Source organism: Gulosibacter sp. 10 (genome assembly GCF_900163695.1).
Classification (GTDB): Bacteria; Actinomycetota; Actinomycetes; order Actinomycetales; family Microbacteriaceae; genus Gulosibacter.
The window spans coordinates 17,181-38,691 of record NZ_FUIC01000012.1; the positions used below are offsets into that span (position 1 = coordinate 17,181).

20 protein-coding genes are annotated in these 21,511 nt (G+C 70.5%); 16 read left to right on the top strand and 4 right to left on the bottom strand.

Translation table 11 applies throughout. The features are described from left to right. Window positions 1–55 precede the first annotated feature (55 nt). Entirely contained in the window at window positions 56–550 is a 495-nt protein-coding gene (gene tpx, locus FM112_RS04625) for a thiol peroxidase (RefSeq protein WP_087004201.1), read from the top strand. A gap of 117 nt (window positions 551–667) precedes the next feature. On the opposite strand, the gene FM112_RS04630 is transcribed toward tpx, so the two are convergent. After that, entirely contained in the window at window positions 668–1,561 is an 894-nt protein-coding gene (locus tag FM112_RS04630; protein WP_087004204.1) for a patatin family protein, read from the bottom strand. Between the two features lie 35 nt (window positions 1,562–1,596). Between FM112_RS04630 and FM112_RS04635 the strand changes: the two genes are divergently transcribed. The 9 genes from FM112_RS04635 to FM112_RS04675 all read left to right on the top strand — a co-directional run bounded on the left by FM112_RS04635 (window position 1,597) and on the right by FM112_RS04675 (window position 12,943). Next, a complete protein-coding gene (locus tag FM112_RS04635) occupies window positions 1,597–2,130 on the top strand; it encodes a hypothetical protein (protein WP_087004207.1) in 534 nt (177 codons plus the stop codon). A 116-nt stretch (window positions 2,131–2,246) separates the two neighbouring features. Continuing rightward, entirely contained in the window at window positions 2,247–2,789 is a 543-nt protein-coding gene (locus FM112_RS04640; protein WP_140400570.1) for a hypothetical protein, read from the top strand. 27 nt (window positions 2,790–2,816) lie between these two features. Beyond that, on the top strand, window positions 2,817–4,178 hold the full coding sequence (locus tag FM112_RS04645; protein ID WP_087004214.1) for an MFS transporter: 1,362 nt from the start codon (window positions 2,817–2,819) through the stop codon (window positions 4,176–4,178). Window positions 4,179–4,187: 9 nt separating this feature from the next. Further along, complete coding sequence (locus FM112_RS04650; RefSeq protein ID WP_254910378.1) at window positions 4,188–4,697, top strand: ubiquinol-cytochrome c reductase iron-sulfur subunit; 510 nt, start codon at window positions 4,188–4,190, stop codon at window positions 4,695–4,697. Window positions 4,698–4,716: 19 nt separating this feature from the next. Further along, window positions 4,717–6,927 (top strand): 4-alpha-glucanotransferase, encoded by a 2,211-nt coding sequence (gene malQ, locus FM112_RS04655; RefSeq protein ID WP_176386668.1) that lies wholly within the window; start codon window positions 4,717–4,719, stop codon window positions 6,925–6,927. Window positions 6,928–7,047: 120 nt separating this feature from the next. Then, complete coding sequence (locus FM112_RS04660; protein ID WP_254910379.1) at window positions 7,048–8,022, top strand: ABC transporter permease; 975 nt, start codon at window positions 7,048–7,050, stop codon at window positions 8,020–8,022. A 7-nt stretch (window positions 8,023–8,029) separates the two neighbouring features. Next, window positions 8,030–9,013 (top strand): ABC transporter permease, encoded by a 984-nt coding sequence (locus FM112_RS04665; RefSeq protein WP_087004221.1) that lies wholly within the window; start codon window positions 8,030–8,032, stop codon window positions 9,011–9,013. Between the two features lie 3 nt (window positions 9,014–9,016). Continuing rightward, window positions 9,017–11,164, top strand: a complete 2,148-nt coding sequence (locus FM112_RS04670; protein WP_087004224.1) for an ABC transporter ATP-binding protein — start codon at window positions 9,017–9,019, stop codon at window positions 11,162–11,164. A gap of 39 nt (window positions 11,165–11,203) precedes the next feature. Further along, entirely contained in the window at window positions 11,204–12,943 is a 1,740-nt protein-coding gene (locus FM112_RS04675) for an ABC transporter family substrate-binding protein (protein ID WP_087004227.1), read from the top strand. 89 nt (window positions 12,944–13,032) lie between these two features. Here the strand turns inward: FM112_RS04675 and FM112_RS04680 are convergent, their stop codons facing one another. Then, a complete protein-coding gene (locus FM112_RS04680; RefSeq protein ID WP_087004230.1) occupies window positions 13,033–13,830 on the bottom strand; it encodes a CPBP family intramembrane glutamic endopeptidase in 798 nt (265 codons plus the stop codon). Window positions 13,831–13,939: 109 nt separating this feature from the next. Here FM112_RS04680 and typA point away from each other — a divergent pair, with 109 nt between their 5' ends. The 5 genes from typA (at window position 13,940) to FM112_RS04705 (ending at window position 18,764) form a co-directional block, all read left to right on the top strand. Then, a complete protein-coding gene (typA, locus tag FM112_RS04685) occupies window positions 13,940–15,856 on the top strand; it encodes a translational GTPase TypA (protein ID WP_087004234.1) in 1,917 nt (638 codons plus the stop codon). 1 nt (window position 15,857) lies between these two features. Further along, window positions 15,858–16,259 (top strand): hypothetical protein, encoded by a 402-nt coding sequence (locus tag FM112_RS04690; protein WP_087004237.1) that lies wholly within the window; start codon window positions 15,858–15,860, stop codon window positions 16,257–16,259. A 48-nt stretch (window positions 16,260–16,307) separates the two neighbouring features. Next, entirely contained in the window at window positions 16,308–16,631 is a 324-nt protein-coding gene (gene fdxA, locus FM112_RS04695; protein ID WP_087004240.1) for a ferredoxin, read from the top strand. Between the two features lie 200 nt (window positions 16,632–16,831). Beyond that, a complete protein-coding gene (locus FM112_RS04700; protein ID WP_254910388.1) occupies window positions 16,832–18,115 on the top strand; it encodes a citrate synthase in 1,284 nt (427 codons plus the stop codon). 10 nt (window positions 18,116–18,125) lie between these two features. Beyond that, entirely contained in the window at window positions 18,126–18,764 is a 639-nt protein-coding gene (locus tag FM112_RS04705; protein WP_087004246.1) for a molybdenum cofactor guanylyltransferase, read from the top strand. Here FM112_RS04705 and FM112_RS04710 read toward each other — a convergent pair. Both FM112_RS04710 and FM112_RS04715 read right to left on the bottom strand, forming a co-directional pair. Further along, window positions 18,715–19,260, bottom strand: a complete 546-nt coding sequence (locus FM112_RS04710) for a MogA/MoaB family molybdenum cofactor biosynthesis protein (RefSeq protein WP_087004249.1) — start codon at window positions 19,258–19,260, stop codon at window positions 18,715–18,717. The genes FM112_RS04705 and FM112_RS04710 overlap by 50 nt on opposite strands. After that, complete coding sequence (locus tag FM112_RS04715; protein ID WP_087004252.1) at window positions 19,253–20,176, bottom strand: DapH/DapD/GlmU-related protein; 924 nt, start codon at window positions 20,174–20,176, stop codon at window positions 19,253–19,255. The genes FM112_RS04710 and FM112_RS04715 overlap by 8 nt, the downstream gene beginning before the upstream one ends. A gap of 32 nt (window positions 20,177–20,208) precedes the next feature. On the opposite strand from FM112_RS04715, the gene FM112_RS04720 reads away from it, so the two are divergent. Beyond that, window positions 20,209–21,495 carry a hypothetical protein gene (locus FM112_RS04720; protein ID WP_140400571.1) on the top strand — a complete coding sequence of 429 codons (1,287 nt, stop codon included), beginning with the start codon at window positions 20,209–20,211 and terminating at the stop codon, window positions 21,493–21,495. Window positions 21,496–21,511 lie beyond the last annotated feature (16 nt).

Consider the following 21,511-nt stretch of genomic DNA (forward strand, 5'->3'; position numbering starts at 1 on the left):
CGCGGGGCGCGACGCGCGCACCGCGCTGTCAAGAGCGCTGTGCCATCCTGGTGCCATGGCAAACATCACCTTCCAAGGCAACCCGATCACCACGTCCGGCGAGCTCCCCGCCGTCGGCTCGAAGGCCCCCGACTTCACGGTCGTCGACACCGACCTCGGCGGGGTCTCGCTCGGCGGCTTCGCGGGCAAGCGCGTCGTCCTCAACATCTTCCCCTCGGTCGACACCGGCGTGTGCGCCGCCTCCGTGCGCCGCTTCAACGAGCTCGCGGCGGGCCTCGAGAACACCGTCGTGCTCAACGTCTCGCGCGACCTGCCTTTCGCGCTCGGCCGCTTCTGCGGCGCCGAGGGCATCGACAACGTGGTCGCCGCCTCCGCATTCCGCTCGAGCTTCGGCGAGGACTACGGCGTGGTGCAGGAAGAGGGCCCGATCCGCGGCCTGCTCGCTCGTGCGGTGGTCGTGATCGAGCCCGACGGCACGGTCTCCTACACGCAGCAGGTGCCCGAGATCGGCCAGGAGCCCGACTACGACGAGGTCGTCGCGGCCCTCTAGCGAGGACCACCCGGCTGTGCCGGGGAACTCCGATTCCATCCGCCCAGGCGCCCCTGACCGTCGCGAATCCATCGCGACGGTCAGGGGCGCCGAGCCGTGTCGCGCCCCGAGGCCGCGTCAGACGCCGAGGAAGGCCCGCCAGGCGGGCAGCTCCCGTCGGGCCTGCTGTGCGCCCAGCTCGTGCGAGCGCCGGAGCTTCCGCAGATCGCGCTCGGTGTTCGAGACGCTGAGGTGCTCGGGCAGGAAGAGGTAGGCGCTCCCCTCGCGCTCGAGCTCGAAGAGCTCCCGGCGCGACTCGTTGTAGCGGTAGGGGCGGTGCCGGATGCCGTTTAGCACCGCCGGGTAGCGCCGGAAGAGGCGCTGCAGCACCGGATTGACGCGCTGCTGCGGCTTCACGTACTCGCGGCCGCGGGTCATCACGACGAAGAACTTCTCGTAGCCCGCGGCCCGGGCGGCGTCGAGGGCGAACCCGCCGGTGGGTCCGAGCGCGCCGTCCACGTAGACGCGGTCGCCGATGCGCACCGGCGGCATGATCACGGGCAGCGTCGAGGAGGCGCGCACCCGGGTCAGCAGGTCCCCGAGCTCGTGCACGTCCTCGCGGCCCCAGTACTGCATCCGGCCCGTGGACATCTCGAACGCGCCGATCGCGAACTCGGCGGGGTTGGCGCGGTACGCCTCCCAGTCGTAGGGGAGCGCGCGGCCGGGGAGCCCGGCCTCCTCGTAGATGTAGGAGGAGTTGAAGAAGCCCTCGCCCCGCGCCCAGGTGCGGAGATTGCCGAAGTTCGGGTCCTGCGTGAACCCGGTGAACGACTCGTCCGACCGCTCGACATCCCGTGACAGGTAGTTCGCGGTGTTGCTCGCGCCCGCGGAGATGCCGCCGACCCAGTCGAAGTGCAGCCCCTCGCGCAGCAGCAGCGACACGACGGCGGAGGTGTAGCTCGCCCGCATGCCGCCGCCCTCGAAGATGAGCGCGGTGTCGTGGATGTTCGTCGTCAGCCCGGTTGCAGTCACCGCTCCATTCTCCCAGGCCGGTAGTATCCGGACCCATGGACGCAGCGGAAGCACAGGAGATCGCGCAGCGGGTCCACTCGCTCGCGGCCCGCTACCACGAGCTCCTCGACGGCTCCGGCATCGGGGCGGAGGCGGTCGGGGAGTACCGGCCGCCGCAGCGGCGCCTCCTACGCACCCGTCCGGCACGCATCGTCGAGGTGACGAGGGGGTGGCGGCTCGGCGTCCTGCTCGTGGACGTGGACGACCGCCTTCGCGCGAGCGGCGCCACGCTGCGGGCCCACGAGCCGCCGCCGGTGCTCGGCTATCCCTCCGAGTCGGCGCGGGAGCGGGACGCCCTGCGGCACGCGGCCATCCGGGGCGGGTTCGCCGAGGGGGAGCCGGTGCACTACGACACCTTCGTGATCGGCGAGGAGCGGCTGCGCACCTGCAGCGGGCCGATCGTGCTCAGGGACGGCGAGGCCGCGGTGCGCTGGCACCGGGACGCCCCCGTCGAGCGGGCCGTGCCGCTCGAGCGCTACCTCCGCGAACGCGCCGCGCTGCTGCTCGATCCGTCGCGGGGCGCCACCTGATCCGCCGCCCGCGCGGGACAGGAATCGCGGGCGTACACGCGGTGTGACCGGCCCCTTAGGCGAGTTTCCTGGGAGGACGATGCGAACCGGGGCGAATCGTGCCACGATGTATGGCCGTGCCTACAATCACCACTGCGATCCTCCGCCAGGTCGCGCATATCCTGCGCGAGGGGGAAGAACCGAAATGGATGCAGCCGGCGCGCTGCATCGAGTCCGAGATCGACCTCGAGGACGACCGCTTCGAGAACGACGAGGAGCCGCAGACCGAGAACCTCGACGCCGAGTCGAAGGTCAAGGTGACCGAGCTCGACCCGGAGGACGACCGGTTCGAGTCGATCGTGCAGGAGCAGCTCGACGGCGGCTCGTACCTCGGCTGCACCGGCTGCCTCGCCGCGGGCCTGCGCAAGGCCCTCGAGGTGCCCACGAGCGAGATCCTCGTGACGGACCAGCGCCTGATCGTCGTCGATGTCAACGGCGTCGACGAGGCCGAGCTGGAGTGGGAGGTCGATCGCACGGCTATCCTGCATGTGTGGCGCCGCTCGCGCTTCCTCGAGCCGGGCCGCGTCGTGATCGCGTTCAAGGACGGCTCGGTGCTCGCACTGCACGTGGGCCTGCTCGGCGGCAAATCCGCCTGCAAGCTCGTCGAGGCCATCCACTAGGCACTCAACCGCAGGAAAGACCCCCTCATGGCAGAGACGACGACGTCCATCGCAGACGGGGAGGCCGGCGTGCGGCCGAGCCGCGCCGAACGGCTCGACCGGCTGCGGCCAAACCGCGCGCACGGCAGGCTCCTGTGGGGATCGGGGGTCGGCTGGGCGCTCGACGCGATGGATGTCGGCCTCATCTCCTTCGTCATCGCGGCGCTCACCTCGCAGCAGCTCGTCACCACCGTCGAGGCGAGCTGGATCGTCTCCATCGGCTTCGTCGGCATGGCCATCGGCGCCTCGCTCGGCGGCCTGGTCGCGGACAGGATCGGCCGCCGTCAGGTCTTCGCCCTGACGCTGCTCGTCTACGGCATCGCGACCGGAGCCTCGGCGCTCGCCTCCTCCGTCGCGCTGCTCATGCTCTTCCGCTTCATCGTGGGCCTCGGCCTCGGCGCCGAGCTGCCGGTGGCGTCCACGCTCGTCTCGGAGTTCGCGCCCCGCCGCATCCGCGGCCGGCTCGTGGTCTGGCTCGAGGCGTTCTGGGCGGTCGGCTGGATCCTCGCCGCGCTCATCGGCACCTACGTGGTGCCCGCCGGCGAGCACGGCTGGCGGTGGGCCCTCGCGCTCGGCGCCGTCCCCGCCGTCTACGCGATCGCGGTGCGGATGGGCCTGCCCGAGTCGGTGCGCTTCCTCGAGTCGAAGGGCCGCCACGACGAGGCCGAGCGGGTCGTGCGCCGCTTCGAGGCCGCGGGCGGCATCGATCCGGCGCCGGCCCCCGTCCGGCCCGCGTCGGATGCGCAGGCCGTCTCGATCTGGTCGCGGCCCATGCGGCGGCGCACGATCGCGCTGTGGACGATCTGGTTCTGCATCAACCTCGCCTACTACGGGGCCTTCACCTGGATTCCGAGCCTGCTCGTCGACGCCGGGTTCTCGATGGTGAAGTCCTTCACCTTCACGCTCATCATCACGCTCGCGCAGCTGCCCGGCTACGCCGTCGCGGCCTGGCTCATCGAGGTCTGGGGCCGCCGGGCCACGCTCGCGGTCTTCCTCGCCGGCTCGGCCGGGGCGGCCGCGCTCTACGGATTCTCCGGCGGGGTCGGCGCGGAGTGGCTCATCATCCTCGCGGGCTGCCTGCTCTCCTTCTTCAACCTCGGAGCGTGGGGCGCGCTCTACGCGATCGGCCCGGAGCTGTACCCCACGACCATCCGCGGCACCGGCGCGGGCGCGGCGGCCGGGTTCGGCCGCATCGCGTCGATCATCGCCCCGCTCGTCGTCCCCGCGCTCGTCGCGGCCGGCGGCGGGGGCATCGGGCTCGTCTTCACGGTGTTCGCGATCGCCTTCGGCGTGGCCGCGGCGGCGGCGTTCCTCCTGCCCGAGCTGAAGGGCCGGGCGCTCGCGGGATAAACTGCGCGGGTGAACTCCTCCGACACCGACCGGCGCCTCGAGCCCGCCCGCCCCGCCGGAGGCACCCGGGGTGCGGCCGCGCCCTCCTGCGGCGGCGCCTGCGGAGCGCCCTCGCGCCGCGCATTCCTCCGCGCCTCCGCGCTGGCGGGCGGCGGCACGGCCCTCGCGCTGCTGCTCTCGGCCTGCGCCGAGGAAGGCGTCGAGCCGGGCGAGACCGCGGAGCCCTTCGACCTCCCGGCGGCGGAGGTGCCGGTCGGCGGCGGCGTGGTGCTGCGGGATCGGGAGGTCGTGGTCACGCAGCCGGCGGCGGGGGAGTACGCGGCCTTCGGCGCCATCTGCACGCATCAGGGCTGCGTGCTGAGCGATGTTCGCGATCGCGGGGCGCACTGCGGCTGCCACGGCAGCTTCTTCGACATCGCGACCGGCGACCCCGTGGCCGGGCCGGCGCAGCGGCCGCTGCCCGCGATTCCCATCCGACTCGAGGGTGACACGCTGCGGATCGGGGAACCGTCAGGGTGAAGCCCCATACACTCGTGGTGTGAGTGCATCGATTTCTGCGCAGGTTCTCGCCCAGCTCGCCCAGCGGTACGGCATCGCCGCCGAATACCACGACTGGCAGGGGCAGCACGTCGAGGTCGCCCCGGAGGTGCTCCGCGCGGTGCTCGCGGCTCTCGACGTGGACACGTCGACTCCCGAGGCGGCCGAGGCCGCGCTGCGCGCCGCGGAGGAGCGGCCGTGGCGCAGAACGCTCCCGCCGACCACGGTTGCGCGCCAGGGCCGGGAGACGGATGTGCTCGTGCACGTGCCCCACGGCCGCGGGGTGAGCCTCGAGATCGTGCTCGAGCCGGGCGCCGATGCGGCGCTCGGCGCGCCGCCCGCGGCGGTGCAGGTCGAGCACGACGCGGCGCCGCGCGAGATCGACGGCGCGCTCGTGGGGGAGGCGCGGTTCCGGCTCCCGGACACCCTCCCGCTGGGCTGGCACGAGCTCGTCGCCCACATCGCCGAGGACCCGGCGGAGGACGCCTCGGCCGAGGGCGGACGCAGCCGGCGCCGCCGGGGCGGTCAGGAGAACCGCTCGCGCCTGATCGTGGCCCCCGAGGCGCAGAGCGTCGGCGTCGAGGATCCTGCCTGGGGCATCATGGCGCAGCTCTACCAGGCGCGCAGCGACGGCTCCTGGGGCATCGGCGATCTGCGCGACCTGCAGACCGTCGGGCGATGGGGCGCCGAGCGCGACGCCGACTTCGTGCTCGTCAACCCCTTCCACGCGGCGGCGGTCACCACGCCCATCGAGCCGAGCCCCTACCTCCCCACGAGCCGCCGGTTCGCGGACCCGAGCCTCATCAGCATCGGCGACGTCATCGCGGAGTTCGAGCTGGGCCTCGACGAGGCGAGCGCGAACCGCATCGCCGAGCTCGCCTCCTACGGCCGGGCCCTCAACCGCGTCGACAAGATCGATCGCGACGCGAGCTGGCTCGCGAAGCGCGAGGCGCTCACCATCTGCTTCGACGCCATGCGCCGCAGCGGGCACCCGGGCTGGCGCGATTTCGGCTTCTTCTGCGAGGAGGAGGGGCAGAGCCTCATCGACTTCGCGACGTGGTGCTCGCTGTGCGAGCAGCACGGCGGCGACTGGCACGAGTGGCCCGAGGGGCTGCGCACCCCGCAGTCGCCCGAGGTCGACGCCTTCCGCCAGGAGCACTCGGACCGGGTGGAGTTCTACTGCTGGGTGCAGTTCGTGCTGCGCGGCCAGACGCTGCGCACCCAGGAGCGGCTGCGGGAGGCGGGCATGACCATCGGCGTCATGCACGATCTCGCGGTGGGCGTGCACCCCCACGGGGCCGACGCCTGGTCGCTCGACGAATCCCTCGCGCGCGGCGTCTCGGTGGGCGCCCCGCCGGACCAGTACAACCAGCTCGGCCAGAACTGGTCGCAGCCGCCGCTGCGGCCCGACACGCTCGAGCGCGACGGCTACGAGCCGCTGCGGGAGGTGCTCCGCGCCTCCTTCATCGGGGCGGGCGCGCTGCGCATCGACCACATCCTCGGCATGTTCCGGCAGTGGTGGATCCCCGAGGGTCTCGGCCCGGAGCAGGGCACCTACGTGACCTACGACCACGAGGCGATGATCGGCGTGCTGCTGCTCGAGGCGCATCGGGCCGGGGCGCTCGTGATCGGCGAGGACCTCGGCACCGTATCGGAGCTCACCCGCGAGGTCATGGCCGAGCGGGACGTGTACGGCACGCAGGTCATGTGGTTCGAGCGCGGCGAGGACGGCGCGCCCCGGGAGCCGCGGGACTACCGCGTCGAGTGCCTGGCCACCGTCACGACCCACGACCTGCCGCCCACGGGCGGGTTCCTCGAGCTCGCGCACATCGACCTGCGCGAGCGGCTCGGGCTGCTCGCGGAGTCGGCCGACGAGGTGCGGGTCGAGGAGGAGGCGCTGCTCGCGGCCTACAGAGATCGACTCCGCGAGGCCGATCTCGTTGGTGAGAACCCCACAACGGAGGAGCTCGTGATTGCACTGCACGAGTTCATGGCTGCTAGCGTTTCCAAGCTGTTCGGCGTGGCGCTGGCGGACCTCGCGGGAGACCGCCGGGCCATCAACCAGCCGGGAACGTCTTCCGAGTATCCAAATTGGTCACTTCCCCTGGCGGATGCCCGGGGAGGTGTACGCTTGGTAGACGAAATTCTGGCTGATGAGCACGCGGCAGCGCTGGCGCGGGTATCAGCCCGACACAACCCCCTAAAGCGTTGACCCCCTTCACCTGACGCGCTGACGCGTCGCGGTCGGGGGCACGTACTGACCCCCGACCGAAAAAAGGTGCAACGGAATATGGCGCTTGCAAAATTCCTTGTGCGAAGGCTCCTGAATTACGTGATTCTTGCCTTCATCGCAACCTCTCTGGCGTTCATCCTCGCCTCGTGGCTGCTGAATCCGCAGGAAGTCATGTACCCGCCGAACACGGTCGGCGGTCAGCCCATCTCCGAAGAGGTGAAGCAGGCCTACTTCGACCTTCGCAACATCAATCCTGATGTATCGATCTGGCAACGGTATCTGAATTGGCTGGGCGATCTCTTCACGGCGCCGTGGGACGAGAAGCTCGGGGTGACGGCGGGCACGGACAAGAAGGCCCTGCTCGTGATGCCGGAGCTCGGCACCCGCATCTGGATCTCGCTGCGACTCGTCGTCATCGGCACGCTCCTCGGCGTCGTGACCGGCATCGCCCTCGGCGCATGGACCGCCGTGCGCCGCGGCTCGCTCTCCGACAAGGCCGTCTCGACCATCAGCTTCGTGATCCTCGCCCTGCCCACGCCCGTGATCATCCTCTGCATCCAGGGCGCCAACCTCTTCGTGCGCCAGACCACCGGCGACTCGCTGCCGGCGGTGAACCCCATCGACCCGTTCGCCGAGCCCGGAAGCTGGGACGCGATCAAGTTCCAGATCCTCGCGATGATCATGCCGACCTTCGCGCTCATGCTCATGGGCGCGGCGAGCTATTCGCGCTACATGAAGGTCACCACGCTCGACGTGCTCGGCGCCGACTACCTCCGCACCGCCCGGGCCAAGGGCCTCACGAAGGGCGTCGCGATGCGCCGCCACGGCCTCCGCATGGCGCTCATCCCGATGGGGCAGTACTTCGCCTTCGCGCTGACCGGCGCGTTCACCGGCTCGTTCTTCGTCGAGCGGCTGTTCAACTGGCAGGGCATCGGCTCCTGGTCGCTCACCCAGATCCAGATCGCCGACATCAACGGCACCGCCGCGGTCGTGCTCTACGGCGCCATCCTGACGCTGCTCGCCGCGACCCTCGCGGACTTCATCCAGGCCATTCTCGACCCGAGGATCCGGTGATCGCACCATGACCACGCCGCTTCCACACCAGCAGCAGGGCGCGGGCGACACCGCGCAGTTCGCCGACCCCCAGGTCGCCGACCCGAACCCCATCGCGACCGACTCGCCCGCCGAGGGCCCGGTCGTCGACACGCTGCCGTCGACCACGGCCACGAGCCGCACCCGGCTCGTGCTGCGACGGATGCGCCGCATGCCCACCGCCTGGATCGGCGGCGGCATGCTCCTCCTGCTCGTGCTCTCGGGGGTGATCTTCCCGATGATCTACCAGTACACGCCGATCGAGTACGACTACGCCAACCAGATGTCGCCGCCGAGCCAGTACCACTGGTTCGGGACGAACGCCCAGGGGCAGGACATCTTCGCCCAGGTCATGGCGGGGCTGCGGATCTCGCTGATCATCGGCTTCGCGACCGCGGTGGCCGTCACCTTCCTGTCGGCGCTGTTCGGCACGATCGCCGGCTACTTCGGCGGCAAGCTCGACGCGGTGATCGTGAACCTCATCAACTTCATGCTCATCGTCCCGAGCTTCCTGCTGCTGCTCCTGCTGAGCCCGGTGCTGCAGGGCCTGCACTGGATCTTCATGGTGCCGCTGCTCGCGGTCTTCTCTTGGATGCTCACGGCCCGCGTGCTGCGCGCGATGACCCAGGGCCTCGTGAACATGGAGTACGTGCAGGCCGCGAAGTTCATGGGCGTGCCCTCGCGCACGATCATCATGCGGCACATCATCCCGAACATCTCGTCGTGGATGATCATCGACACCACCCTCGGGGTCGGCGGCGCGATCCTCGCCGAGACCGGCCTGAGCTTCCTGGGCTTCGGCATCCTCTACCCGAACTTCTCGCTCGGCACGGTGCTGCAGGCCTACAACATCGCCCACCCGCACACGTGGGTGTTCGCGGCCGTGGTGCTCGCGATGCTGGTGATTTCAATCAACATGGTCGGCGAGGCGCTGCGCGACGCGCTCGACCCGACGAGCGGACGGGGGCACTAGACGATGATCGGTACCGAACGAGACGGCGCCTCGGACTACGTGCTCGAGGTCGAGGACCTGTCGGTGCACTTCCCGAGCGAGGCGGGGCCGGTGCAGGCCGTCCGCGGGCTCGACTACCGGGTGCGGCGCGGCGAGTCGCTCGCCATCGTGGGGGAGTCGGGGTCCGGCAAGTCCGTGTCCTCGCTCGCCGTGATGGGGCTGCTGCCGCAGTCGGCGCGGATCTCCGGGGCCATCCGCTTCAAGGGCGAGAACCTGCTCGAGAAGTCGGACGCGCAGCTCTCGAAGCTCCGCGGCGACCAGATCTCGATGGTGTTCCAGGACCCGCTGTCGGCGCTCACCCCGGTGTACCGCATCGGCGATCAGATCGCCGAGACGGTGCTCGCGCACCGGCAGATCTCGAAGTCCGAGGCGCAGGCCCGGGCGGTCGAGCTGCTCGACGCGGTGGGCATCCCCAACGCGAAGCTGCGGGCCCGCTCGTTCCCGCACGAGTTCTCCGGCGGCATGCGGCAGCGCGCGATGATCGCGATGGCGATCGCGAACGACCCCGACCTCATCATCGCCGACGAGCCCACGACCGCTCTCGACGTGACCATCCAGGCGCAGGTCATGGAGCTGCTGCGCACCGCGCAGGAGGTCACGGGCGCCGCGACCGTGCTCATCACCCACGACCTCGGCGTCGTGAGCGGCTTCGCGGACCGCGTGATGGTGATGTACGCGGGCAAGGCGGTCGAGTTCGGCGACGTCGAGTCGATCTACCGGACCCCGCGCATGCCCTACACCAAGGGGCTGCTCTCCTCGATCCCGCGCATCGACGCGACCGAGAAGGAGCCGCTCACGCCGATCGAGGGCACGCCGCCCTCGCTCGTCGACGTGCCCAGGGGCTGCCCCTTCGCGGCCCGCTGCCCGATCGCGACGGACCTCTGCCGCGAGGAGGAGCCGCAGCTCACCGGCACCGACAAGCCGGGCATCCTCGCCGCCTGCCACCACAGCGACGTGCTCGCCGAGCGCGGCGACATCTTCGCGCGGCCCGAGCTGCCGGAGCCCGCGCTCCGGGCCCCGCGCGAGGAGCGCGACCGGGTGCTCGAGCTCGACGGGGTGGAGCGCATCTACCCCCTCACGAAGGGCTCGGTGGTCAAGCGCAAGGTCGGCAGCGTGCGCGCGGTGGACGGCGTGAGCTTCGACATCCGCGAGGGCGAGACGCTCGGCCTCGTCGGCGAATCCGGCTGCGGCAAGACCACGACCATCATGGAGATCATGCAGCTGCAGGCCCCGCAGACCGGCGAGATCTCGATCGACGGCCGCAACGTGACCGAGCTGAACCGCAAGGAGAAGCACGCGCTGCGCGCCGAGATGGCGATGGTCTTCCAGGACCCGATGGCCTCGCTCGACCCGCGCATGCCGGTGGGCGACATCCTGCGCGAGCCCATGCGGGTGCAGGGCTACGACGAGGAGCGGATGGCGAAGCGAGTCGACTGGCTGCTCAAGACGGTGGGCCTCCTGCCGGAGCAGGCCGACCGCTATCCGCAGGAGTTCTCGGGCGGTCAGCGGCAGCGCATCGGCATCGCCCGCGCGCTCGCGTGCGATCCGCGCATCGTGGTGCTCGACGAGCCCGTCTCCGCGCTCGACGTCTCCATCCAGGCCGGGGTCATCAACCTGCTCGACGAGCTGAAGAACCGACTCGGGCTGAGCTACCTCTTCGTCTCCCACGACCTCTCGGTGGTCTCGCACATCGCCGACCGGGTGGCCGTCATGTACCTCGGCAAGATCGTCGAGCTCGGCTCGACCGAGGAGATCTTCCGCGGCGAGCTGGCGCACCCCTATACGCGGGCGCTGCTCTCGGCGATCCCGATCCCGGATCCGGAGATCGAGCGGCGGCGCGAGCGCATCGTGCTGCACGGCGACCTGCCCTCGCCCGCCGACACGCCCACGGGCTGCCGCTTCGTGAGCCGCTGCTACATCTACCAGCATCTGCTCGACGAGCAGCAGCGCGCCCGCTGCGAGAGCGAGATGCCGCCGCTGGCGCCCCTGGAGGGCCGCGATCACGCGATCGCCTGCTACTACCCGGAGAAGACGGCGGGCTACGAGCCCGCCAGGCACGAGGAGGGCTTCGCCGACCTGGCGGAGACCGAGCTCCTCGGCAGCGCCGACTAGACCACCCGAAACCCGAATCCATCGGAGAAGGAGAGAACAATGAACAAGCGAATCGTGAGCGGCGTCGCTCTCGTCGCTGCCTTCGGCCTCGTGCTCAGCGGTTGCGCACGTGCCGACGAGGCGGGCGGCGGCGGAGTCGCCGAGGACGGCGGCCAGGTCGAGCACCTCAACGCCGCCGAGAACCAAATGAACTACGTCGACGAGGACGGGCTCGGCCACGGCGGCACGCTGCGCCTCTACAACAACGCGTACCCGGCCAACTTCAACTTCAACACCGTTGAAGGGTACGAGAAGAACACGAACGAGATCATGGAGGCCGTCTGGCCGCAGCTCTACGCCTATACCGCGGATGGTCAGGTCATCCCGAACGACCTCTACACCCAGCGCATCGAGCAGGTGAGCGAGGAGCCCTTCGCCTACGAGATTGAGCTCGTCGAGGGCCTCACGTGGTCCGACGGCACCCCGCTCGACTGGACCTCGGTGAAGAACAACATGGAGGCGTACCAGAACGAGGAGTTCAACGTCGTCTCCCGCGACGGCTACGACCGCATCGAAGAGGTCACCCAGGGCGACAACGAGCAGACCGCCGTCATCACCTTCAAGGAGGGCGAGGTCTACGCCGACTGGATCGGCCTGTCCGGCGTCATGCCCGACGCGCTCGTCGAATCGGCCGAGGAGTTCAACACCGGCTGGGTGGACGGCCCCAAGGTCACCGCGGGCCCCTACACGATCGAGAACGCCGACCGCGCCAACCAGGTCGTCACGCTCGTGCCCGACGAGAACTGGACGGGCGCGCGCGACGCGAAGCTCGACCGTCTCTCCTTCCAGACCATCGAGGACCCCTCGGCGGCCGCCACGGCCTTCAACAACGGCCAGCTCGACGTGATCGACGCCTCGGCCGAGGCCATCTACTCGGTGGTCATCGACACCGTGGACAACGGCGACGAGTTCGAGATCCGCACCGCGGCGGGCCCGGACTGGAGCCACTTCACGCTCAACGGCGGCGAGGGCAACGTCCTCTCCGACCCGAACCTGCGCGAGGCCTTCTTCTACGCGATCAACCGCGCGGACATCTTCATGGCGCTGAACGGCACCATGCCCTACCCGGAGGGCATCGAGAACGACCTGCTCGGCAACCACATGCTCATGTCGAACCAGGACGGCTACGAGAGCCACGCCGGCGAGTACGGCACGGGCGACGCCGACAGGGCGAAGGAGCTCATCGAGGAGGCCGGCTGGGAGCTCGGCGACGACGGCTTCTACCAGAAGGACGGAGAGGTCCTCGAGATCCGCTACGTCTACAACGCGGGCTCGGCCGTGAACGGCACGATCGCGCCGATCGCCACGGAGAACCTCCAGGCGGCCGGCATCAAGCTGACCGTCGAGCAGGTGCCCCCGACCGACCTGTTCTCGCAGTACGTCATCCCCGGCGACTACGACATCACGATGTTCGGCTGGAGCGGCAACCCGTTCGTCACCTCGAGTGTGAACTCGTGGCTCTCGGACGGCGAGCAGAACTTCACGAACATCGGCTCGGAGGAGCTCGACGACCTGCTCAACCAGCTCACGAACGAGGCCGACGTCGACAAGCAGACGGACCTGTTGAACCAGATCGACGAGGCGCTGTGGGGCCTGCACAGCAACCTGCCCCTCTACCAGTCCTACGACTTCATCGCCACGCCCGTGGACCTCGCCAACTACGGCGCCCCGGGCTTCGCGAACATCATCGACTGGTCGATGGTTGGCTACGTCGACGGCTCGCCCCACCTCGAGGGGTAGCACCCGCATCCGGCGCGCCGATCGTCGGAGGCCCCGCGGCCCGCGTCCCTCTCCGGAGGGCCGCGGGCCGCGGTCGTGCCCGGACGGGGTCAGAAGAGCCCGGGCCACAGGGCCGCAGCGAGGGGGTAGCCCAGGAAGGAGACGAGGTCGAGGAGCAGGTGGGCGAGCACGAGCGGCAGCACCCGCGGCCGGTCGCCGATCCGCCCCGTGCGCCGGGTGAACCACCACGCGAACACGATGCCCATGACGACGTTGCCGAGGGCCATGGGCACGCCCTGGTAGAGATGGTAGGAGCCGCGCAGCAGGGCCGAGGCGAGGATGACGCCCCAGCGGCTCCAGCCGAGCGTGCGCAGCCGGGTCGCGAGGTACGCGACCGCCACGACCTCCTCGATGAGCGCCGCCCGCAGCGCCGAGAGCACGAGCAGGACGGCGGTCCACCACGCGAGCTGCGCGTCGCCGGCCACCACCTGGACCGTCAGGCCGAACGCGCGCGAGACGGCGTAGAGCGCGAGCCCGGGCAGGCCGATCGCGAGGGCGAGCAAGGCGCCGAGGCCGAGATCCCGCGCCGGGCGCCGGGCGTCCAGGCCGATGCGGGCGAAGCCCGACTCCGCGCGCGACCAGAGCAGCCACACGACCAGCGCGACCGGCACGAGGGCCGCGGCGACGCTCACGAGCCGGTGCAGCACGTCGAAGAGCGGGAACTCGGAGGCGGCGGGATTGATCGAGGCGGAGGTCTCGCCGATCGGGGTGGGCGCGGCGGCGAGCTCGGCGAGCGTGACGATCGCGCTCAGCCCCGAGGGGAGGAGGGAGAGGCCGAGGACGATGAGGATCTCCCAGCGGAGCCGCAGCCGCGTCGCGCGCAGGTCCGGTCGATGTGCTCGAGTCATACGTGCAATTCTGCGGTTCGCGATCCGTTTTCCCGCAGGACGCGCACGGGACACGCGAAACGACTAGGCTGAACTGTCCGACGTTTTCACAATGAAAGTCATCCCGCGTATGCCGAATCCCTCGTTCACGACCCGCTCAGATCTTCGCAATGTCGCCATCGTGGCCCACGTCGACCACGGAAAGACCACCCTCGTCGACGCGATGCTCAAGCAGACGGGCACCTTCGGGGACCACTCCCAGCACGCCGACGAAGAGCGGGTCATGGACTCGAACGACCTCGAGCGCGAGAAGGGCATCACGATCCTCGCCAAGAACACGGCGATCCGCTACGCCGGCGAGTACGCGACCGACGGGCCCATCACGATCAACGTGATCGACACCCCCGGCCACGCCGACTTCGGCGGCGAGGTCGAGCGCGCGCTCTCGATGGTCGACGGCGTCGTCCTGCTCGTCGACGCCTCCGAGGGGCCGCTCCCGCAGACCCGCTTCGTGCTCCGCAAGGCGCTCGAGGCGCGCCTGCCCGTCGTGCTGCTCGTCAACAAGACCGACCGCGCGGACGCGCGCATCGACTCGGTCGTCGGCGACGCGCAGGACCTCCTGCTCGGCCTCGCGGGCGACCTCGCCGACGACGTGCCCGACCTCGACATCGACGCGCTGCTCGACCTCCCCGTGCTCTACGCCTCCGGCCGAGCCGGGGTCGCCTCGACCACGCGGCCCGAGAACGGCACCCTGCCCGAGGGCGAGGACCTCGAGCCGCTGTTCAAGGCGATCCTCGACCACATCCCGGCCCCGACCTACGACCCGGGGGCGCCGCTCCAGGCGCACGTAACGAACCTCGACTCCTCGCCGTTCCTCGGCCGGCTCGCGCTGCTGCGCGTGCACAACGGCACGCTCCGCAAGGGCGAGACGGTCGCGTGGGTGCACAAGGGCGAGACCCGGAACGTGCGGATCACCGAGCTGCTCGAGACCAAGGGCCTCGAGAGGGTGCAGACCGAGGCCGCGAACCCGGGCGACATCGTCGCCATCGCGGGCATCGAGGACATCACGATCGGCGACACCATCGCCGACGCGAACGACGTCCGTCCGCTGCCCGAGATCTCGATCGACGACCCCGCGATCTCGATGACGATCGGCCCGAACACCTCGCCGCTCGTCGGCAAGGTCAAGGGCCACAAGCTGACCGCCCGCATGGTCAAGGAGCGCCTCGACCGCGAGCTCATCGGCAACGTGTCGCTGCGCGTGCTCGACATCGGCCGTCCCGACGCTTGGGAGGTGCAGGGCCGCGGCGAGCTGCAGCTCTCGATCCTCATCGAGAACATGCGCCGCGAGGGCTTCGAGCTCACCGCGGGCAAGCCGCAGGTCGTGGTCCGGGAGATCGACGGCAAGAAGCACGAGCCGTTCGAGCAGACCACCATCGACGTGCCGGAGGAGTTCCTCGGCGCGATCACGCAGCTCATGGCGGCGCGCAAGGGCCGCCTGGACGGCATGACGAACCACGGCTCCGGCTGGGTGCGCATGGAGTTCACCGTGCCCGCCCGCGGCCTCATCGGCTTCCGCAGCGAGTTCCTCACGCTCACCCGCGGCACCGGCATCGTCAACTCGATCTCGGCCGGCTACGGCCCGTGGGCGGGCTCGATCACCACGCGCACGAACGGCTCGATCGTGGCCGACCGCGCGGGCACCTCGACCCCCTTCGCGATGATCGGCCTGCAGGAGCGCATGTCCTTCTTCATCGAGCCCGGCGACGAGGTGTACGAGGGCATGGTCATCGGCGAGAACACCCGCGCCGACGACATGGACGTCAACGTCACCAAGGAGAAGAAGCTCACGAACATGCGCGCCGCGAGCGCGGACGAGTTCGAGAAGCTCACGCCGCCGCGGCAGCTCACGCTCGAGGAGTCGCTCGAGTTCGCGGGCGAGGACGAGTGCGTCGAGGTGACCCCCGAGAAGGTCCGCATCCGCAAGGTCGAGCTGAGCGCGACCATCCGCGGGCGCGAGGCGTCCAGGAAGAAGCGCGAGGGCTGACGTGCGCGGGGGCCGGACGCTCGAGACGGTGCTCACGTTCCTCGCCTACCTCGTCTTCGGGGTGCTGGCGGGGATCGTGGGCACGGTCGCGCATCGCGCGCGGATCGACGTGCTCGGCGTCCAGATCTGGTTCGGCTGGGCCGTCGGGCTGCTCGCGGTGCTCGCGCTCGCGATCGGCCTGCGGCTCTACCTCGGGGATCGGCTGCCGGGGTACGGCTTCGCGATCGGCGTGTGCCTCGCCGTGCTCGTGTTCACGCTCGGCGGCGCGGGGCAGTCGGTGATGATCCCCGCCGCGGCGAACGGGCTCGGCGCGGGGGAGGCCTGGACCTTCGGCTCGGCCATCGCGGCCTTCGTCCCCGTCATCTGGCCGCGCCTGGCGCGGCGCGCGCCCCGGGACGAGTAGGCTGGAAGATCCCCAGAGAACGTTTCCGGTAGAGATGGAGTTTCGGTCGTGACCTATGTGATCGCCCTTCCGTGTGTGGATGTCAAGGACCTCGCCTGCGTGGACGAGTGCCCGGTCGACTGCATCTACGAGGGCGACCGGATGCTCTACATCCACCCCGACGAATGCGTGGACTGCGGCGCGTGCGAGCCCGTCTGCCCCGTCGAGGCCATCTACTACGAGGACGACCTGCCCGACGAGTGGAGCGACTACTACCGGGCGAACGTGGACTTCTTCGAGGAGATCGGCTCCCCGGGCGGCGCCGCCAAGGTGGGGGCCTACGACTTCGATCACCCGCTCGTGGCGGCGCTGCCGCCCCAATCGGAGGGCTGAACCCCCGCCCGCGGCCTGCCGTTGTCGAATGAGTGAATGAATTCGTAGAGGTATTGTCGATTTCATCAATGGGCATGCCGACGGTTTAGGCTAGTTTCCGGCGCCGCCATCACAAATGGCGGTCGCACATGATTGCAAGCGTTCCAGGAGGTTCCGTGAGCGAGCAGCTCCCCACGAATGACGCACCACAGGTCGCCACAATGACTTTCCCCGGCGGCACCGCCGAGTTCCCGATTCTGGAGGCGACGGAGGGCCGGGGTTCGCTCGATCTTTCGACGCTCACCAAGCAGACGGGCTACACGGGACTCGACTACGGCTACGTCAACACCGCATCCACCCGCTCGGAGATCACGTTCATCAACGGCGATGAGGGCATTCTCCGCTACCGCGGCTACCCGATCGAGCAGCTCGCGAAGAGCTCGTCCTTCCTCGAGGTGGCCTACCTGCTGATCTACGGCGAGCTGCCGACGGAGCAGGAGCACTCGGCCTTCACCGAGCGCATCACGCGCCACACGCTGTTGCACGAGGGGCTCAAGCCGCTGTTCCAGGCGCTGCCCGACTCGGCGCACCCGATGTCGGTGCTCTCGAGCGCGGTGGCGGGGCTCGCGACGTACTACGAGGACTCGCTCGACGTGCACGACCCCGAGGCGGTGGAGGTCAACACCATCCGGCTGCTCGCCAAGCTGCCGGTCATCGCGGCGTACGCGCACAAGAAGGCCATCGGCCAGGCGTTCATGTACCCCGACAACAGCCTCGGCTTCGTCGACAACTTCCTCAAGCTGAACTTCGGCAACTTCGCCGAGCCCTACGAGGTGAACCCCGTGCTCTCCCGGGCGCTCGAGCGCCTGCTCATCCTGCACGCGGACCACGAGCAGAACGCCTCGACCTCGACCGTGCGACTGGTGGGGTCCACCGAGGCGAACATCTACGCCTCGATCTCGGCGGGCATCTCCGCGCTCTACGGCCCGCTGCACGGCGGCGCCAACGAGGCCGTGCTCAAGATGCTCGGGGAGATCCGCGACTCGGGCGAGGGCGTCGGCCGCTTCGTCGAGCGGGTCAAGAACAAGGAAGACGGCGTGAAGCTCATGGGCTTCGGCCACCGTGTCTACAAGAGCTACGACCCGCGGGCGAAGCTCGTCAAGGAGTCGGCGGACGAGGTGCTCGAGTCGCTCGGCATCGAGGACCCGCTGCTCGAGATCGCGGTGGAGCTCGAGCAGACGGCGCTCAACGACCCCTATTTCCAGGACCGCCGCCTGTATCCGAACGTGGACTTCTACACCGGCATCATCTACAAGGCGATGGGCTTCCCCACGCGCATGTTCACGCCGCTGTTCGCGATCGGCCGCCTGCCGGGATGGATCGCGCAGTGGCGCGAGCAGAACGCGGACCCGAAGACGAAGATCGGCCGCCCGCAGCAGCTCTACCTCGGCGAGACCTCGCGCGACTACCCGGCCGGCCGCGGCTTCAGCGGGCCGCAGGACTAGCGACCGCGCCGTGGCGCGCCCCACCCGCGCGGCGATCCTCGCGGGCGGCCGGGCCGCCCGGCTCGGCGGCCGCCGCAAGCACGCCCTCGAGATCGGCGGCAGGACCGTGCTCGACCGCATCGCGGATGCGGTCCTCGAGTACGACCCTGCCGCCGATCTCTGCGTCGCGGGGCCCGAGCTGCCGGAGATCGCCGAACGCCGTCCCGGCCTGCGCTGGGTGCGCGAGGAGCCGCCGTTCGCCGGCCCCGCGGCCGGCGTCGCCGCGGCGATGGCGGCGCTCGAGCCCGATGAGGATGCGGTCGTGCTGCTGCTCGCCGGCGATCTGCCGCTGATCACCGCGGCGGCCTGCGCCGCGCTGTGCGCGGCCGCCGGGGCGGGCGCTCCGGCGCTTGCCGCGGACGCGTCCGGACGCGACCAGTACCTCTGCGCGGCCTGGCCCGAACCGGTGCTGCGGGAGCGTCTTGACGGGCTCGGGGATGCGACGGGGCTGCCGGTGCGCCGCCTCTACGCGGGATCGCCCGAGCCGACCCGGGTCGGGCTGCCGGAGGAGGTGCTCGCGGATATCGACGCGCCCGCCGATCTCGACCGCGTGCGGGCGCTCATCGAGGGCCGTGGACGCCCGGGCCGGCCCCGAGCCGCTCGCGATTGAGCCGGCCGAGGTCGAGCCCGTCGTGCCCGAGCTGCTCGAGCACGTGCGGCAGGAGCGGGCCGAGCACCGCGAGCCCGTCGGCGACGCCGCCGCGGGATCCGGGCAGGTTGACCACCAGTGTCCGGCCCCGCACGCCCGCGACGCCCCGTCCGAGGGTCGCGAGCGGGGTGCTCTCGAGCCCCCGGCGCCACAGGGCGTGCATGATGCCCGGCACCTCGTAGTCGAGCAGCCCCGCGGTGATCTGCGGGGTGCGGTCGTCCGGGGAGAGCCCGGTGCCGCCGGTGGTGAGGATGAGGTCGGGCGGCGCATCCGCGAGCGCGGCCTCGAGCGCCTCGAGGAGGGGCTCGCCGTCGGCCGTCACGCGCGGCTCCGGCGCCTCGAAGCCCCACTCCCGCAGCCGGCGCACGATCTCGGGCCCGGTGCGGTCGGCGGCGGCGCCGGCCGCGGCGGAGGTCGAGACGACCAGCACGAGGGCCGCGGGCGGGCGCTCAGCCATCCCGGGAGAAGACCTCGACGGCGCCCGTGAGGGAATTGCGGCGGAACAGCAGGTTGGCGACGCCCGAGAGCGTCCCCGCCTTCACGGCCTCGCCGCTCGCGGCGAGCCGCACCTTGGTGCCGGCCGTGACGTAGAGGCCGGCCTCGACCACGCAGTCGTCGCCGAGCGCGATGCCGATGCCCGCGTTCGCGCCGATGAGCGAGCGCTCGCCCACGAGCACGCGCTGATCGCTGTCGCTCGCGACCATGCCCATGATCGATGCGCCGCCGCCGATGTCGGTATGCGCGCCGATCACGACGCCCTGCGAGATGCGGCCCTCGATGATGCTCGGGCCGAGCGTTCCGGCGTTGAAGTTCACGAAGCCCTCGTGCATCACCACGGTGCCCGGGGAGAGGTAGGCGCCGAGGCGCACCCGGCCGCTGTCCGCGATGCGCACGTGCTCCGGCACCACGTAGTCGAGCAGCCGCGGGAAGCGGTCGATCGCGTACACCTGCACGCCGCTGCGGCGCATCACGGGCAGGCGGTCGGTGATCTCCTCGGGGTCCATCGGCCCGAGGTCCGTCCAGGCGTTGATCGGCAGTCGTGCGAAGAGGCCGTCGAGGTTCTGCGCGTGCGGGCGCACGAGCCGATGCGAGAGCAGGTGCAGCCGCAGGTAGGCGTCCTCGGCCGAGGCGATCGGGGCGTCGAGATCGGACTCCACGAGGATCGGCGTGAGCCGCACCCCGCGCCGGGCGTCCTCGTGGGCCTCGTCGGAGAGCGCCTTGGGCGCGAGGTAGCGATCGCGGGTGCCGGGCACGCGCCCGAGCCGCGGGGTCGGGAACCAGCAGTCGAGCACGCGGCCGGATTCCGTCATGGTCGCGAGCCCGTCGCCCCAGGCCCAGTTGCCCGCGTGCCGCTCGCTCAGTTGCGCATCCATGCGCTCAAGCGTAGCGCCCTACACTGGTCGGCATGCCTGCACGTCGCGCGCCCGTACCGACCCTGCCGAGGCGATACCGGGACCCGATGATCGACGCGCGGGAGTTCCGCCTCGGCCGCGAGGAGCCGGGCGCGCTCGCACGCGGCTGGCGCGCGCTGCCGGTCTGGCTGCAGCTGATGATCGTGTACTTCGCGACGCGGATCCTGACCACCGCGACGATGCTCGTCTTCGCCGCCAACCAGGAGGAGACGTGGCAGACGCCGGCGCGGCCGGACTACTGGACGTTCGCGAACATCTGGGATGCGGAGTGGTACCGCTACATCTCCCTCGCCGGCTACCCGTCGGAGCTGCCCATGCGCGAGGACGGCACGGCGGGGGAGAGCGCCTGGGCCTTCATGCCGGTCTACCCGCTCATGGCGCGGGGGCTGTCGATGATGACCTTCCTGCCCTTCGAGGTCGTGACGGTGCTGCTCTCGCTCGGCGCGGGGCTCGGCACCGTGTTCGCGACGCACCGGCTGCTGCGCCGGTTCGTGCCGCACGGCGTCGCGATGTTCGCGGTGCTGCTGCTGTGCCTGGGGCCGATCTCGCCGATGTTCCAGGTGGGCTACGCCGAGGCGCTGCACTTCTGGATGCTCGCGCTGCTGCTCAACCTGCTCGTGGACCGGCGCTGGCTCGCGATGATCCCGCTCGTGATCCTGGCCTCCCTCACCCGCCCCACCGGGCTCGCGTGGGCCTTCACGCTGCTGCTGTACATCCTCTACCGCTACCGGAACCGCTTCGTGACCCGGCTCGAGCGGTTCGACGCGGCGGAGCAGCGCAGGCTGTGGGGCGTCGCGGTGCTCTCGGGGGTGATGGGGCTCGCGTGGCTCGCGATCGCCGGCGCGGTCACGGGGCAGTGGGACGCCTACCTCGAGACCGAGTTCGCGTGGCGCAGGCAGTACACCGGCGGCGAGAGCCCGCCGCCCTTCACGCCGTGGTTCTGGGCCGGCGGGTTCTGGTTCGGCCAGCCCGCGGGCGCGGTGATCGCGGCGGCAGCGGTGCTGCTGTTCGCGCTGTGGTTCACGCGCCCCGTGATGCGGCGCTTCGGCATCGAGATCACGCTGTGGGGCGCGGCCTACACGAGCTACGTGCTCGCGGTGTTCTTCCCGCAGTCCTCGTTCTTCCGCATCCTCTTCCCGCTGTTCCCGGCGGCCGCCCCGCTCGCGCTGCCGCGCTCGCCCCTGTACCGGGTGCTCGTCGCGCTCGCGGCGTTCGCGCTGCAGGTCGCATGGCTGCACTGGATGTGGTTCGTGATCGGGCACGACTGGACGCCGCCCTGATCGAGGGAATTCCGGC

Coding starts and splice junctions, on each gene's coding strand:
- tpx (WP_087004201.1), top strand. CDS start 56: ATGGCAAACATCACCTTCCAAGGCAACCCGATCACCACGTCCGGCGAG.
- FM112_RS04635 (WP_087004207.1), top strand. CDS start 1,597: ATGGACGCAGCGGAAGCACAGGAGATCGCGCAGCGGGTCCACTCGCTC.
- FM112_RS04645 (WP_087004214.1), top strand. CDS start 2,817: ATGGCAGAGACGACGACGTCCATCGCAGACGGGGAGGCCGGCGTGCGG.
- FM112_RS04665 (WP_087004221.1), top strand. CDS start 8,030: ATGACCACGCCGCTTCCACACCAGCAGCAGGGCGCGGGCGACACCGCG.
- FM112_RS04670 (WP_087004224.1), top strand. CDS start 9,017: ATGATCGGTACCGAACGAGACGGCGCCTCGGACTACGTGCTCGAGGTC.
- FM112_RS04675 (WP_087004227.1), top strand. CDS start 11,204: ATGAACAAGCGAATCGTGAGCGGCGTCGCTCTCGTCGCTGCCTTCGGC.
- FM112_RS04680 (WP_087004230.1), bottom strand. CDS start 13,830: ATGACTCGAGCACATCGACCGGACCTGCGCGCGACGCGGCTGCGGCTC.
- typA (WP_087004234.1), top strand. CDS start 13,940: ATGCCGAATCCCTCGTTCACGACCCGCTCAGATCTTCGCAATGTCGCC.
- FM112_RS04700 (WP_254910388.1), top strand. CDS start 16,832: ATGACTTTCCCCGGCGGCACCGCCGAGTTCCCGATTCTGGAGGCGACG.
- FM112_RS04710 (WP_087004249.1), bottom strand. CDS start 19,260: ATGGCTGAGCGCCCGCCCGCGGCCCTCGTGCTGGTCGTCTCGACCTCC.
- FM112_RS04715 (WP_087004252.1), bottom strand. CDS start 20,176: ATGGATGCGCAACTGAGCGAGCGGCACGCGGGCAACTGGGCCTGGGGC.
- FM112_RS04720 (WP_140400571.1), top strand. CDS start 20,209: ATGCCTGCACGTCGCGCGCCCGTACCGACCCTGCCGAGGCGATACCGG.